General features: G+C 43.5%; 14 protein-coding genes. 7 read left to right on the top strand and 7 right to left on the bottom strand.

The genetic code is table 11. The annotated features are described in order from the left end of the window. Positions 1 to 255 precede the first annotated feature (255 nt). The gene (locus tag BCT49_RS09320) at positions 256 to 480 is read left to right on the top strand and encodes a PAS factor family protein (RefSeq protein ID WP_076670032.1); all 225 of its coding nucleotides are present in this window, start codon (positions 256 to 258) and stop codon (positions 478 to 480) included. A gap of 349 nt (positions 481 to 829) precedes the next feature. Further along, complete coding sequence (locus BCT49_RS09325) at positions 830 to 1012, top strand: hypothetical protein (RefSeq protein WP_004730424.1); 183 nt, start codon at positions 830 to 832, stop codon at positions 1010 to 1012. Positions 1013 to 1258: 246 nt separating this feature from the next. On the opposite strand, the gene BCT49_RS09330 is transcribed toward BCT49_RS09325, so the two are convergent. The 7 genes from BCT49_RS09330 to BCT49_RS09365 all read right to left on the bottom strand — a co-directional run bounded on the left by BCT49_RS09330 (position 1259) and on the right by BCT49_RS09365 (position 10852). Continuing rightward, entirely contained in the window at positions 1259 to 2551 is a 1293-nt protein-coding gene (locus BCT49_RS09330) for an alpha/beta fold hydrolase (RefSeq protein ID WP_102435006.1), read from the bottom strand. A gap of 394 nt (positions 2552 to 2945) precedes the next feature. Beyond that, positions 2946 to 3683 carry a DUF3726 domain-containing protein gene (locus BCT49_RS09335; protein WP_102435007.1) on the bottom strand — a complete coding sequence of 246 codons (738 nt, stop codon included), beginning with the start codon at positions 3681 to 3683 and terminating at the stop codon, positions 2946 to 2948. Further along, entirely contained in the window at positions 3680 to 5482 is a 1803-nt protein-coding gene (locus tag BCT49_RS09340; protein WP_076673561.1) for a hypothetical protein, read from the bottom strand. The genes BCT49_RS09335 and BCT49_RS09340 overlap by 4 nt, the downstream gene beginning before the upstream one ends. Before the next feature lie 279 nt (positions 5483 to 5761). Next, entirely contained in the window at positions 5762 to 7357 is a 1596-nt protein-coding gene (locus BCT49_RS09345; RefSeq protein ID WP_102435008.1) for a BCCT family transporter, read from the bottom strand. A gap of 231 nt (positions 7358 to 7588) precedes the next feature. Next, entirely contained in the window at positions 7589 to 8584 is a 996-nt protein-coding gene (locus tag BCT49_RS09355; protein ID WP_029222845.1) for a membrane dipeptidase, read from the bottom strand. A 209-nt stretch (positions 8585 to 8793) separates the two neighbouring features. Further along, a complete protein-coding gene (locus tag BCT49_RS09360; RefSeq protein ID WP_004730413.1) occupies positions 8794 to 10254 on the bottom strand; it encodes an aldehyde dehydrogenase family protein in 1461 nt (486 codons plus the stop codon). A gap of 199 nt (positions 10255 to 10453) precedes the next feature. Next, positions 10454 to 10852, bottom strand: coding sequence for a RidA family protein (locus tag BCT49_RS09365; protein WP_102435009.1), 399 nt, complete (start codon positions 10850 to 10852; stop codon positions 10454 to 10456). Positions 10853 to 11009: 157 nt separating this feature from the next. On the opposite strand from BCT49_RS09365, the gene BCT49_RS09370 reads away from it, so the two are divergent. From BCT49_RS09370 to BCT49_RS09390, 5 genes are all read left to right on the top strand, one after another. Beyond that, a complete protein-coding gene (locus BCT49_RS09370) occupies positions 11010 to 11894 on the top strand; it encodes a LysR family transcriptional regulator (RefSeq protein ID WP_019823356.1) in 885 nt (294 codons plus the stop codon). Positions 11895 to 12689: 795 nt separating this feature from the next. Continuing rightward, complete coding sequence (locus tag BCT49_RS09375; RefSeq protein WP_004730409.1) at positions 12690 to 13091, top strand: hypothetical protein; 402 nt, start codon at positions 12690 to 12692, stop codon at positions 13089 to 13091. 1 nt (position 13092) lies between these two features. Then, on the top strand, positions 13093 to 13863 hold the full coding sequence (atpB, locus tag BCT49_RS09380) for a F0F1 ATP synthase subunit A (RefSeq protein ID WP_102435010.1): 771 nt from the start codon (positions 13093 to 13095) through the stop codon (positions 13861 to 13863). Positions 13864 to 13908: 45 nt separating this feature from the next. Beyond that, a complete protein-coding gene (gene atpE / locus BCT49_RS09385; protein WP_004730405.1) occupies positions 13909 to 14145 on the top strand; it encodes a F0F1 ATP synthase subunit C in 237 nt (78 codons plus the stop codon). Between the two features lie 54 nt (positions 14146 to 14199). Then, the gene (locus BCT49_RS09390; protein WP_004730401.1) at positions 14200 to 14670 is read left to right on the top strand and encodes a F0F1 ATP synthase subunit B; all 471 of its coding nucleotides are present in this window, start codon (positions 14200 to 14202) and stop codon (positions 14668 to 14670) included. Positions 14671 to 14673 lie beyond the last annotated feature (3 nt).

Consider the following 14673-nt stretch of genomic DNA (forward strand, 5'->3'; position numbering starts at 1 on the left):
GCGGGTTTTTAATAGAACAGTTTTTAATAGAACGCTCTCCAATACAACGGTGTTTTAGTACAGACGAGCTTTGATACAACCGTGTTTTTGATATTCTAATCACACCCAATCTCGACACTTTACCCACCAAACGTTTTAACTAACTGATTACATAATAAAGTCAATTCACACATAATGAGATCGATATCCCAGAACAAAGATGTGACTAAGTGCATAATCTTCATTATTTTATAAAGATGTACTAAGGGACCGTCTATGGATACAACAACTCTCATCTACGATACATTGGAAGGGTTATCGAGCGCAGAGCCTCAACAGCACGCTCAAATTCGCCAAAATCTATACAACCAATTAGATTTATCATTTGAGAAGCAGTTAGCCTTGTATTCAAATGTCCTAGGACCAGCCAGTGCAGGCCGTTTAACAGACCTTGAAAGTGCGGTCGTTTCTGCATGTAAGATTGTTGGTTTGAAAAAATAACCCGCCTTGGTACTGAGTATTTCTTTCTAGGAACCAAAAATTAAAACGCTGCGAATTCGCAGCGTTTTTTGTTTTCCTACAACAAAGACTTTCATACAACAAAGACTTTCATACATAAACTCAAATCTTGACTCTTAACTCCTATCCTATCCTATCCTAGCTTCTAGCTTCTAGCTTCTAGCAGGCAAACCGTATTGATAACGGTTCGCGATAAGTCCAATTCTCTCTGTTTTTCAAGTTACACGCATTCTCATTTGGTTAATCTTATGTTCCATTTTTAACAGGTGTGCAACCTCAACAATGGCGCTAATGTTAGTAGCACGTTAACCACACATCGGATGGAAGAATCATGAGAGTACTTATTGAATATACACAAACAGGCAAATACCGTGATCATGCGTGGGAAGCACTAACAATTCGTTCGAAAGGCGAAATTCAAGCTGTGACTCCCTCTTACGCGGCTCAACTTATCGAACAGAACCGCGCCAGCTTATCTACAACTGAGAATCAAGATATCGTCATCCAACCTTAATGAGTTTAGGAACTATCCCTCCCGGTTCTTAAATTCTCTGCTTTACTCGCTTTAGTTATCAATACGATACTGAGCAAAACAGAGTTTGATGACATAAAAAAAACGCTGCACGGATGCAGCGTTTTCTTGTTTCTAGCGTATCTGATTTCTAACGTAGATAACCTCTAACGTAAAGAGCTTTTGACGTAGATAACTTCTAACGTACCTAGCTTTTAACGTAGACAGCTTCCAACGTAAACCGTCTAATTATTTTGGCAGGTTCTCTAACGCTTCAACCATCGTCATTAAATTATCGACAATTCGTTCGCCATCAACTCGCAATCCATTGTGTTCATACTCGTTGGTGATCCACGCTTTTGAATTTGGAATATTCGCCAGTGTTTCACGGCTGTAATCCAGTTCTACGTACATGTCGTCAGCGTAAACGGCGCATGCCATTGGAACGGTATTCTTGCTTAGCTGTTCAGCGTTGTACAAAGTGCCCCAATCCGATTTTTCAGCCAACATGTTCGCCGCTTCACGCAGTGGCTTCAGCGTTTCTAGTTGGTCGAACATCCATGGGTACACCATTTCTCCAGTAAACCAGAACTCGCTACCCGCTTGGTAGTTAAAGTGTGGGTACTGCTCGCGCACTCTGTGTGCAGACCAGTTAGACGCTGTGCCTTGGCAGTAAATCGATTCATGCAAAATCGCGTAAATTGGGTTCGTTAGGTAGCCCTGCTCTTGCTGCATTTGATTTAAGAAGCTGTAGCTCAACTGCTTGTTTCCGTTCACTTCCACAAACGCACTTTCTAGCGTGAAGTACATAGGAAGGTTTGCTTCACCGCCACCAAGATTAATGCCGATCAACTGGAACTGTTCAACGGTGAACACTTGACCGTTTGGCAGTCTCACATCGTTGTTAAGCAGGTAATCAGAAATCTCACGACACATAGCTTGCGCTTGTGGGAACTGAGCAAAGAAGGCTCTGTTTTTGTCTTCTACACGCTTATAGGTCGCGCGATACACATCATCAGCTTCGCGTTCGATAGAAGGAATACCGCCCGTGACATAGCAGCGTTGTAAGCTTTGTGGGAACAGCGACAAATAGCTCAAGGTGCAGAAGCCACCAAAGCTCTGACCAATCGTCGACCATTGTTGAACACCAAACTGCTCACGAATCGCTTCCGCGTCACGAACGATGTTATCGGCTCTGAAATGCGTTAGGTATTCAGCTTGCTGCTCTGGGGACAGGTGCGCCAAGGTTTCATGGCTGATCACCGTGCTGTTGCCCGTACCACGTTGATCAAGAAGCAGAACACGGTAGTTTTGCAATGCACGCTTTAGCCAACCTGATTGACCGCTAACACGTGGAGAAGGAAAGCCTGGACCACCTTGAAAGTAGATCAACCACGGCAGTTCTTGCGCATCTTTTTCGAGATCAACCAGTTCACGTGCGAAGACTTGGATCTGTTGTCCATCTTTTGCTTGGTAATCGAGTGGCAACTCAAAAGAGTGCTGACGATACAGGGTGGTTCCATCAATAAAGTTAGCTTGCACGCTTCATTCCTTTTTATCTGATTCTAAAGTCATCGGTACGAATAAAAACGGCGCCATTTGGCACCTTAGTTAGCAAGATACGCATAGTAGCTTGTAAATGAAACCGTTTGTTTAACATGAATGTGAACGTGCTTCGTTTAATTGTTCAATTAACCCTCAACGGGTAACAACATGTGTCAAAACAGTCAGTTTAGAAGGGATTTATCCAGCGAGAAGCCAAAAGAATGAAGTGAAGTAAACCCAAAGCGTGAGGCAAATAAAAAGAGCTTAACGAGGTGAGGATACGTTAAGCTCTTTGGTTTTATCTGTGTTGATAAACTAACTGGCTTATTTGCCGTTAATCTATCGAATCTATTCGTTCTAACAAATCTATCAAATTTAGAGAATCTAGCGACTAGGAAGCCGTCAATTCACCTGCACCTTGAGTCGAACGTTGGCTACTTTCGACAAGAATAGCCGTCGCAGTCTCTTTCAACGCGGCCCACTCTCCATCATCAACTTCAATGCCATCGTTCCACGCTTTCTCTTGAGTTTTAAAAAGCGCTTCCGATTCAATGTGTGTTTGGTAGCCATCTGACAAACGTTCGATATCGAAATCCTGGACGGAAAGTTCGATGGTCATATTGTGGATATGTTCGTCCGATGCCAGTGGCAAATCTGATAAAAACAGTTCTGGAGCTACGCAACCACGGTTAAGAACATACAAAGTGCTCTTAGGGTTAGAACCATTGTCCCAACGTGCGGTACACGCGATGCCTTTCGCAGCCAGTTTCACAAGCTCGCTGTACGCTAACCAACGGTTGTGACAGTTGTTTAGCTCAATTTTCAGCGTCTTCTTACCGACCATTTTTTCAATCGAATAGTCCATAATCACGGGAAGGTGACAGGCTAAGCTCGCCTTGTGCAGGTCAACTTCAACGGTATTGTCGCTGCTCACTTGAATGTCTACAGGGCAATCGTCTTCAAGACCCATAAAGTTGCTCGCATTGTTAAAATGACGAACTCCATCCAAACCGACCATTTGTAAATCTGCCACCATGTTCGCTATTACATCGGCTTCACCACATGTACGACGCATACCCAAAAAGGCTTTATTGACGGCCGCTACCAGTTCATTGTGAGAAACGATCATAACGATTTACCTCCATGTTGAGCGTTGATATGTGTAGTAGCTTTTTGTGAGTCAGCGAGCTCCGCTTCACTTGGTAATATTGGGAACACCCATTCGTCCTGATGAATCTCATCAAGCAATGGCGCACCTTGGAAAAAAGTCACTCGTACCCAGCGATCTGAACGAGGATCAAACTTAGTCGCACCAAACATCGCTAGCTTACAACGCAGTAAGTGCATTGGCGGCGAATCTTGGTGCAGCACATTCATTTGAATGTCGCCCATCGCTTTGTTACCTAGCGTCCACACACGGCGCGCGATTGCACGATGCTGCGGCTGTTTAACAAGGAATTCAGCCAAAGAAAGCTCAGGCGCGAATTGCAATAAAGCGTGGTACAAACGGTAAGCTTGACGTCCGATATCCAACGGCAATTCACGCTCTTCACCTAGTTCTTCGCCTCGAACACCGAGTCTTGGCTCTTCTTTGTCTTGAGAGCGATACCAGAACCAGTAGTTGTTCTCTGCTTTAGTAAAGTCAGTCGTGATCGCCCAACGGTACTTTTCTTCTAATACAACCAGAAGATCTTGAATCTTTTTGCCGCTAGGAAGCGACAGTGTTTCGCTGCAATTCATTTGCTCTTGATGGGCGTCCACTAATTCTGGGTACAATTCCATCAAGCATGAGATAAGGATTTCTTGGGCTTCCATACTCATTTGCTTAGATTGCTCGACTAACTGCGCCCATGTATCACACTGGCTGACAGACGTTTCTAGCGATTGCTCTGTTGCTTTCAAATCATCAACAGCGGCTTTGTTCAGCTCTTGCTGTGTTTCATTGATGGTAACGACTTGTTCTAAATGACAAATCGCTTTTTTAACTAACGTACGTAGTGGCTCGATCAACGCCGTATCAGTCTGACTGGACAACACGTCCGCCAATGCATGTTCACGGGTTGTCATCCACTGATCGACAATACTTGGGTGGTTAATCAGGTAAGGGGCCATGCCTAAACCTGTCGCGTTACCAACGCCTAGGTAGCGTTGTAATCCACGGTGTAAAGCAATCGCTTGTTCACCGCCTTGTTGTTCGGCTAGGTAATGAACCCAATCTAGGCTGAACTCACGCAGCATATAAACCGCGCACATTTGAGCGCTAAACGACTGATTAAAATCTTCATTTTTCTCTAAGATTTTGAAGTCAGCAATGCCAAATTTACCATTACCGTAAACTGCAGTAGTTCGTAGGATGTAGCCCACTTCAGCCAATTCTTTAGGTGTTGGTTGAACACCTTTAGCCAAGTGACTAACGATATGTTCAAACACACGTACACTTTTATTGGCACGCGCTAAAACAAGCACATTGTTAGGATTACGGCCTGCTTCTTGAAGCGGTACATTCGCACGAAGTCTTTCAAGTAGGGTGACATCAACATCACCAAGAACAAGCGCAAACGTTACGTCCCACTTTTCAGCAATTACACGGTCATTTCGTTCGTCGTCTGCAATTTCATCGCAAAAAACAACCAAATGATAAACATGGTTTGGCGTCGCTAGCTTATAGATAACGTGACCAAAACCCTGAGCGTCTAATTGCCACTCATGCTTAGTCACTTTCCACTCTTGCTGCGCCATTTTACGAATCAGAGTTCTTACGAAGCTGATGCGTGTTTGGTGCATAGCACCTAGCCTTTCCGGTGCCATGACGACTGTTGCGTCACGTAATGCTGATTCAGTGTAGGTAGAACGATGTGCATCCATTTTGCTCACCACCTTATAGTTATAGGATTTTGCTAGCCATTCAGAACCGATCGTTGCCGTCATTTGAAGCATTCGTTGTTACAGTATGCTGGTTAGCTTTCACGTTATGCGGGGCAAGCGAGCTCGCCCCTTATTATTTGTCCTGACTAGATCGATTGACCTAAATACTTTGCCGTCCGGTGTATCTTCACCAGTACGGGTTTGCTGTTCCTTTCGGAATTTTTGCATCAACCTTCTTTCGAAGGCTGATTTATTCTTATTTAATCAGTTTCTTGTTTTACAGGGCTCTTGTCTTACAGAGCCCTTTTCTTTAAAAAATCTGCTCTTTAAAAAGCCTGCTCTTTATAAACCTTGATCTTTTGCCATCTTGATTGCGATTTGAGGCGCATTCCAAAGCGATGGCAGTAAGATTAAGGACACCGGTACCGCTGTGATAACAATGAACGATTGCAGCGCAGAAATACCGCCTGAACCTAGGGAAATCAGAATTAACGCTGTTACCCCCATCATCACACCCCAGAAAGTACGAATAATTGCATTAGGTTCTGTCTCACCACTGATAACCACACTGATGGTGTAAGTCATCGAGTCACCGGTCGTTACGATGAAGATCGTGGTTAAGATCAAGAACAAAATAGAAATTAGCATTGGCATAGGTAGCTGCTGAGTTACCGCCAGTAGCGCGCCTGGTAAGTTGAAGCCTTCGAACGCTTTACTTACGCTGCCTGGATCTGCAATTTCGAACGCAAGACCAGAGCCACCAACAATCGTGAACCAGAAGCAAGTAACAAACGGTGCAATCAGACTAATGGTTGATACCAATTGGCGAATACTACGACCGCGTGAAATACGAGCGATGAAGATTGCCATCATTGGGCCGTAACCTAGGAACCAACCCCAGAAGAACACTGTCCACCAGCTTAACCAACCTTCGTCACCACGGTATGTTGCCATTGGGATGAAGTTATCTATCATGCTGCCTACACCTTGGATGTAGCCATTGAAGATGAAGTTCGTTGGACCAAAGATAAGGATGTAGACCATCAATGCCATTGCTAAAATTACGTTGTAACGGCTTAGCATTTGCATTCCGCGGTTAAGACCACTTAATGCAGACAATGTGTAAAGGACGATAGCGAACAAAATGATGATTAGCTGTGTTGTGAAGCCATCTGGAATACCAAACAGTTCATTCAGAGCGTAGCTGACTTGTAAGCCTAAGAAACCAATCGGACCGATAGTACCCGCCGCTACAGCGACAATACAACATGTATCAATCAGTGCGCCTGTATGGCCTTTTAGTGCTCTTTCACCCAAAACTGGGTAAAGCAAAATACGAGGTTTAAGAGGCAAGCCTTTGTCGTAGTGAAGGTGCATAACCACGATAGACGTTAAGCTGCCCACAATTGCCCATGCTAGGAAACCCCAGTGCATGAATGATTGTGATAAAGCATTCACCGCGCCTTGTTGTGCGTTTTCTTGTGCGCCATACAACGGTGGTGGGTTAACGTAGTGTGCGATAGGCTCTGCTGCCGCCCAAAATACACCGCCGCCCGCAAGTAGCGTACAGAAGATGATAGCCATCCAACGGAAGCCATCCATTTCAGGTTTCGCGATGCCGCCTAGGATAACCTTGCCTGTTCGCCCTGCCGCCAGGCCAAGACCAATAAGAAAAGTCAGAAGAAGAAGCATTTGCCAATAAGGGCCGAACACTTTTACAGACCATGCAAAGCCCGTATTTACTAGGGTAGAGAGTAGCTCCCCATCAAACAAAGCAAGCGTTACGAACAGAGCGATAAAACCGCCGCTGTACCAAAGTGCTGGGTTGGTTAATCCTAACTTGTCTGAAGTAGATTCAGACTGAGGTTTTTTGCTTGCTGTGTTTGCTTGACCCGCATTTACGTTTGAAGATTTCACGCTATTGGTTAAATCAGACATACTCTGACTCCAGAGGTTTCTTTGCAGCTGTCATTTTAATGATGACTACAAGAGGTGTATTTAACACCTGCCCTATTGTTTTTTGTGTTGGGCAGGCTAATCCATGTTTGGGTTACCGCGTTGCGAAATAGACCGTTGTTCCTTTTGAATAGTGAAATTAGTTAAAACAGCACTTCTAAATGAACGTTAATTAGAAGGCTGCTAATTCGATGATTACTAGTGAGAAAGCGCTTAACCCTTGCTTTGAGGCTCTAGGCCATCTTTCAAGAAGTTAAACCAGTTTTCTCCTAAGACTTGCCCAGCTTCAGACTCACTGAAACCATGACGCATCAATCCGTTATAAATATTTTCCATACCCGCACTACCACAGAACCAAGGCAACGCATCTGGCCAACCTGAGTTGTTCGCAGAGCCTTCACCGTAGTCCATGGCTTTAGACCAACGACCATTTCTCATCCATTCAAGAACGGCTTGAGGTTGGTTTAAGCATAGGTCACTACCAATACCTAGGTGTTCTACGCCAACCATGTCAGCGGTAGTCGCAACCATTTGGCAGAAATCTTCCAACGTACATTGGCTGCCATTTGGTAAGTGGAATGGGTATAAGCTGAATCCGATTAAGCCACCGCGTGCGGTTAGGGCTTTAATCACATCGTTTGATTTGTTTCGTAGTGCATCATGAGCAAACGTTGGGTTCGCATGGCTGATACAAATAGGACGAGAAGATAGGTCAATCGCCTCAAGCGTTGAACGCTCGGCACTGTGAGACATATCAATGATCATGCCCACTCGGTTCATCTCTTCGATTGCTTGCTTACCAAAGCGAGTAATACCCGTATCGTTCTTCTCGTAGCAACCCGTCGCCAATAAGCTCTGGTTGTTGTACGTCAGTTGCATGATCAAAAGACCTTGCTGACGCATCACTTCGATAAGACCAATCTCATCGTCGATTGGAGAACAGTTTTGAGCACCTAAAAAAATGCCGACTTTGCCCGTCGCTTTTGCAGTTTCAACATCGGCCATTGAATGAATCGGCATGATAATGTCTGCATTCTGCTCGAATCTTAAGTTCCATTCTGCAAAGCGAGATAAGGTTTCACGAGCTGTCTCGTGGTAAACCGCGGTAGCGTGAACTGCTGTAATGCCGCTCGCCTTTAGTGTTTGGAAATATTCTCTGTTCCAATTGCAGTATTGCAATCCATCTATAACAATCCGTTGCTGGTACATAACCACTCCTATTGAAAGCTCAGTGTTCTAGCTCGGTTTTGAAAACACGCTCAAATAACATGTTTTCAAAAATGGGTTAAATCACTTGTCTAAGTTCGTTTCTGCTTTGGTTTGGATGTTGGCCTGACTCTGTGAATCAGGCCAATTCGATAGCTGGATAGCTTGGGACTTAATATCCTCAGCTATCCAATTCTTATATTGAAAGTTGATTAGTAAGGACGCTGGTAAGCTGTCTTCACCACTGTGTAGAACTCTTTCGCGTACTGACCTTGCTCACGAGGACCGAAGCTAGACTCTTTACGACCACCAAACGGTACGTGGTAATCCGTGCCTGCTGTTGGTAGGTTCACCATCACACAACCTGTTTGCGCTTGTTGCTTGAACATTGCGCTAGTACGTAGGCTTTGAGTAATGATGCCGCCCGTTAGACCAAAGCGAGTATCGTTGGTTGTCGCGATAGCTTCTTCTAGGTCAGCCACACGAATCACGCTTGCCATTGGTGCAAACACTTCTTCTTGGTTCACTTCCCAATCGTTCTTAGTGTTCAAGAACAGCGTTGGAGACATGTAGAAACCTTCGTGTTTCATGCTTAGGCGTTCGCCACCAAATGCGAGCTCACCGCCACTTTGACGTGCTTTCTCAACCCAACCTAGGTTTGCTTCAAGTTGGTTGCCGTCAACAACAGGGCCCATGAACACGCCGTCTTCTAGTGCGTGACCCACTTTCAGTTCGCTCATGCGTTTGATTAGCGCTTCAACGTATTGGTCGTGAATGCCATCCATAACCACTAGACGAGAAGATGCTGTACATTTTTGACCTGCGCCAGAGAACGAACCTGCGATAGTTGCATCAACAGCTGTTTGGATATCAGCATCATCAGCAACCACAAGTGCGTTCTTACTGCCCATCTCTAGTTGGCAACGAACGAAGTTTGGCGCTGTAGCAGCTGCAACCTTACGACCTGTATCAACAGAACCAGTAAAGCTCACACCGTTCACTTCTTTAGAATTGATCAGTGCATCACCTACTTTCGAACCGCTACCTAGAACAAGGTTGAACGTGCCTGCTGGCATGCCTTGGCGGTGGATAATCTCAGTGAGTGCTACCGCACTTGCTGGTGTTAGGTTTGCTGGTTTCCAGATAACGCTGTTACCGAAAGCAAGCGCTGGAGCGATTTTCCAAGCTGCTGTTGCTGTCGGGAAGTTCCAAGGAGAGATGATGCCGATAACACCCACCGCTTCACGAGTCACTTCTACAGAAACGCCAGGACGTACTGATTCTGCGTTGTCGCCAATTTGACGAAGCACTTCAGCCGCAAAATACTGGAAGAACTGACCTGCACGGTAAATCTCACCACGACCTTCAGCAAAAGGCTTACCTTCTTCACGAGAAAGCAACGTACCCAGCTCATCACAACGTGCAATCAGCTCATCACCAATCGCTTGAAGCACTGCTTGCTTGCGTTCAATCGGCGTTTTTTCCCACTCTGGTTGAGCGTGCTTCGCCGCTGAAATCGCTTGTTGAACTTGGTCAGCACTTGCTTGTGCGAAGTTACCGATGTTTTCAGAAATATCTGATGGGTTAATGTTCGCAACGGTGCTTACACCCGCTTGCCATTCGCCGCCGATGTAAAGTGCGTTTTCTGCTTGAACATTCTGTAATTGAGTCATCATTCTGTCCTTGTAACGGTTAGGTTGCGGTTGAGTCTGGCAACCATCTGGTTAATTAATAAACTGTTAGTATTCAGGTAATTAATTGCTAAAATAAGATGTATATTTTGTTTCTAAAGTGAACCAAGTCGCTTGTATCAATAAACCACTTCAAATTAAAAGAGTTTTGATCCGCAAATAGCTTTAGTTCACAGTCTGATTATTCAGGTTGAGACGCCGATGCATAAACCACGAACTCGACCAGCATCTCTTCTCTTGCTAACCCTGCAACGACGACCGCAGCCCGGTTTGGATAAGGTGCATTGAAGTATTCTCCGTATACGCTGTTTACCGTTTTTAGATATTCACGGTCTGTCACGTAAATCAGAACTTGCAGCACTGAATCCATAGATTCGCCTGCACACTCCAACGTATGAACAAGGTTGTTAAAAGTCTGACGCGTTTGCGCTTCAATACCGCCTTCTACTACTGCGCCAGTTTCATCAATTGGAATCTGCGCTGTATATAGAGTGCCGTTATTAGCGATTGCCCACTCTAGTGGTGCTTTTGAAGCAAAAAGCTCGGTTTTTACTGGGTGTTTTTTAGTTTGTGCGTTCACGATTTCATCCAACTTTGTAACAACTATGTTTCAAGATGGTTAAATACTGCACCTTGACGACTGATAAATCTAACGGTAAATTTTGTGCATTTGATAAATAAAACCTATCACCTTTCAAAAAGTAAGGTATAGCAAGGGCTAGAGAAGGATCAGTGCCATGAGTATTAAGCTACAACAGTTAAAACATTTTGTTTTAGTGGTCGAAGAAGGAGGATTTCGAGCGGCCTCTCACCGTGCAAATCGATCGCAAGCGGCACTTTCTACATCGATAAAAGAGCTGGAAAAAATACTTGGCCAGCCACTGTTTGAAACAGGCAACAAATCAACCCTGACACCTTTCGGGGAAATATGCCTGCCAAAAATCATTCAATTCCTGAATGTTTACAAGGCATTAGACAATGACCTGCGCGCAGCCGCGGCGGGACAACAAGGAAGAGTTCGAATAGCGAGCGTGCCATCGGTCGCCGCAAAATTAATCCCTAGTGTTTTAGGGGCTTTTTGTGAGCAGTACCCTAATGTAGAAGTCAGCTTGATTGATGATAATGCGGCAGGTGTGGAAGCGAGATTATTGTCTGGAGAGGTGGATGTTGCCCTCGGAAATAGCTCCCATTTAGAAGAAGAGAGCATCGACTTTACGCCTTTACTTTCCGATCCTATCGGTGTGGTCTGCCTCAAGGACAACCCTATCGCCTCTCAAAAAGAGGGAATCGAATGGCAAACTTTGTTAAAACAACCCTTCATTCGCAATGGTACTTGTACCCTACTTGACCCAACACCCGCTCGAATGCTCAGCGAACAAGCGCTCTATTCAGTGGAGAACATTACTTCGCTGTTTTCGGTATTAGAACTTGGGATAGGCGTAACCACGCTGCCAAAGCTGGCCTTCCCAACCAATGAGACTCGCTTAGTGTGGATTCCGTTGATTGACCCGCCGTTACAGCGTCAGATCGGTATTTTCAGGTTGGCTGACCGGACGATATCGCCACAAGCACAAGCCTTTCACGATTTGTGTATTCAGTACCTAAGTTATGAAGACTCATAAAGGAAGCTGATTAAGTTCGCTTCCTTTATAAGGCCGATGGTGGAGCATGAGTTCCGATCTAGCTCCACGTTTGGCCTTTGTATCTTTGTATCTTTGTATCTTTGTATCTTTGTATCATAAGTTTTAGCGCCGATTTTCAGCTCTGTACATCCATAATTGGGGCTGAATGATTCCCAGAATCTCTTTCTTAAGTGACCATTTATCCGTTTCAAAGCATGATTTATAGCTGTGTGACAAACAAATTAAAAAATATTTTGTTTTCGATAGAGAACGCCGTATAGATAAATCACTCAACAAACAAAGGCTTACATCAGTGGTTAAAACGGTGCCAACGGCTACCGGAATGACGCTCTGTAATTTATTTGGAATTGATTGTAAGTGTTTGAATAGTCTTAATTGATAAGATCGTAAGCAGCCAAATTAACCCTCTAAATTCTACTGAAAACCCCCTCCTACCCTAGAAAATAATACATCTTAAATTCTCATGAATATTCTAATCGAACTATTACTTTCATAAATGGAAAACACTCATTTCAAAAATGGAATTATTGATGTCGATATTTGTCGTTTTGATCACATAATTTTAGGCGTAGTTTATATTTTGTCGAAACGATAGCGAGTTAGTTTATTTCGCTTAATTTCGTCAGGAGATATAAAGCCAGAAAGATTATTTCTTTGTTAACAAGTAAAGGTTTATTAACAAGTCAAATTGCTATTAACAAGTAAGTGCTAGTAACAAAACATATTCAAACTGTGTTTTATATTAACTTACACTGTTAAATATAGGGTTTTATTATGAGGCTTAATGGGATAAGTAGCGACATCCTTGTTGCTGCTAAAAGAGTTGTTCTCTGCCAAATAGTATTAGCCGTCGGTGTAGTTTTATATGAAGTGTTTTTTGGTAATAAAGTAGATATGGAGTCTTCAGCTTTGGGTGTCGTAATCGCGATGTTACCACCGCTGTTTGGTTTTATATATGCAAGCCTTAAGGTGCACAAGAACCCTAATTATAGTTTACGTGACTTAATGCAAATGAGTCGTGTCGTGAAAATAACCTATACGTTCTTAATGTTTATCTTGGCATTCCAGTTTTTTAAATTGGATAACCCAGTAATATTATACGCGTATATTTTCACAATGATTGGGTACTTCTTAACACCATTTATTACTGCCTCTACAAGATCGGAGTACGTGTAGTATGGATCAAGTCACTACCGCTCACGAATACATAGAGCATCACTTAACCTTCTTAACTACAGGTGATGGTTTCTGGGCGTTCAACATTGACTCAATGTTGGTATCTTGGATTACAGGTTTACTGTTTATTGGAGCTTTTCGATATGTAGTCACTCGGGGCACTAGCGGTGTTCCAGGTCGTTTTCAATGTTTTATCGAGCTTATCTTTGATTTCGTTAACAACCTAGTCAAAGAGATTTTTCAAGCGGAGGATAAATTAATAGGACCACTGGCATTAACCACTTTTGTTTGGGTGCTGTTAATGAATGCAGTCGACCTATTACCAATTGATTTAATACCAGGGTTAACTCGTGCAATAGGTTTAGAACACTTTAGAGATCTACCGACAGCGGATGTAAATATCCCAATGTCGATGGCACTCGGTGTGTTTATTCTACTATTAACGTATACGTTAAAGAATAAAGGTTTGAAAGGCTTTATCAAAGAGCTTACTACTCAGCCATTTGATAACCCTCTTTTATATCCTGTTAACTTAGTTCTTGAATTAATAACATTAATTTCAAAGCCAATATCATTAGGCTTACGATTATTCGGAAACATGTATGCAGGCGAGATGATATTCATCCTTATTGCATTAATGCCATGGTGGATGCAATGGGCACTGAGTGTTCCATGGGCCTTATTCCACATATTAATCGTATTCTTACAAGCATTTATATTTATGGTACTGACCGTTGTTTATCTAGCAATGGCAACAGAAGAACACCATTAATTAATAACTAAAAATTAACTAACAAATTATTTATCGGAGATACAAATGGATATCGTAAGCGCAGTTTTATATGTAGCAGGTGCATTACTGATCGGTTTAGGTGCAGCAGGCGCGGCATCTGGTATTGGTAACTTAGCAGGTAAATACCTTGAAGGTGTTGCTCGTCAACCAGACCTTACTCCAATGCTTCGTACTCAATTCTTCATCATGATGGGCCTTGTTGATGCTGTACCGATGATCGGTGTTGGTATCGGTCTATACATCATCTTTGCCGTTGCTTAATTAAAAGCTTTGAAAAGATCGATTTGTAAATAATCAAGATTTAGTGAGGAAGGTATGAATTTAAATGCCAGCATGTTTGGTCAAGCAATCTCATTCGTGATTTTTGTTTGGCTATGCATGAAATATGTATGGCCCCCTCTCACCGCGATGTTAGACGAGCGCCAAAAAGAAATTGCTGATGGTTTACGCCATTCAGAGAATGCAGCGAAAGAGCTAGAACTAGCAAAATCAAATGGCGCACAACTCGTCGCAGATGCGAAAAAAAATGTGACCGAACTGATTGAGCAAGGCAAGAAACGCCGCAACGAAATCATCACCTTAGCTCACCAAGAAGGCGAGCAAGAAAAGGCACGCATCTTAGAACAAGGTAGAGCTGAGCTAGAAGGCGAACGTCAAAAGTTACGCCGTGAACTTCAGGCGGATATGGCAGACGCTGTTATTCAAAGTGCACAGAAATTGATCAGCAAAAACCTAGATTCTGAAACGAACCGAGCGTTAGTTGATCAAATGATAAGCGAACTCTAAACG

Origin of the sequence: Vibrio lentus, assembly GCF_002875945.1 — a bacterium.
GTDB classification, from domain to species: Bacteria; Pseudomonadota; Gammaproteobacteria; order Enterobacterales; family Vibrionaceae; genus Vibrio; species Vibrio apostichopi.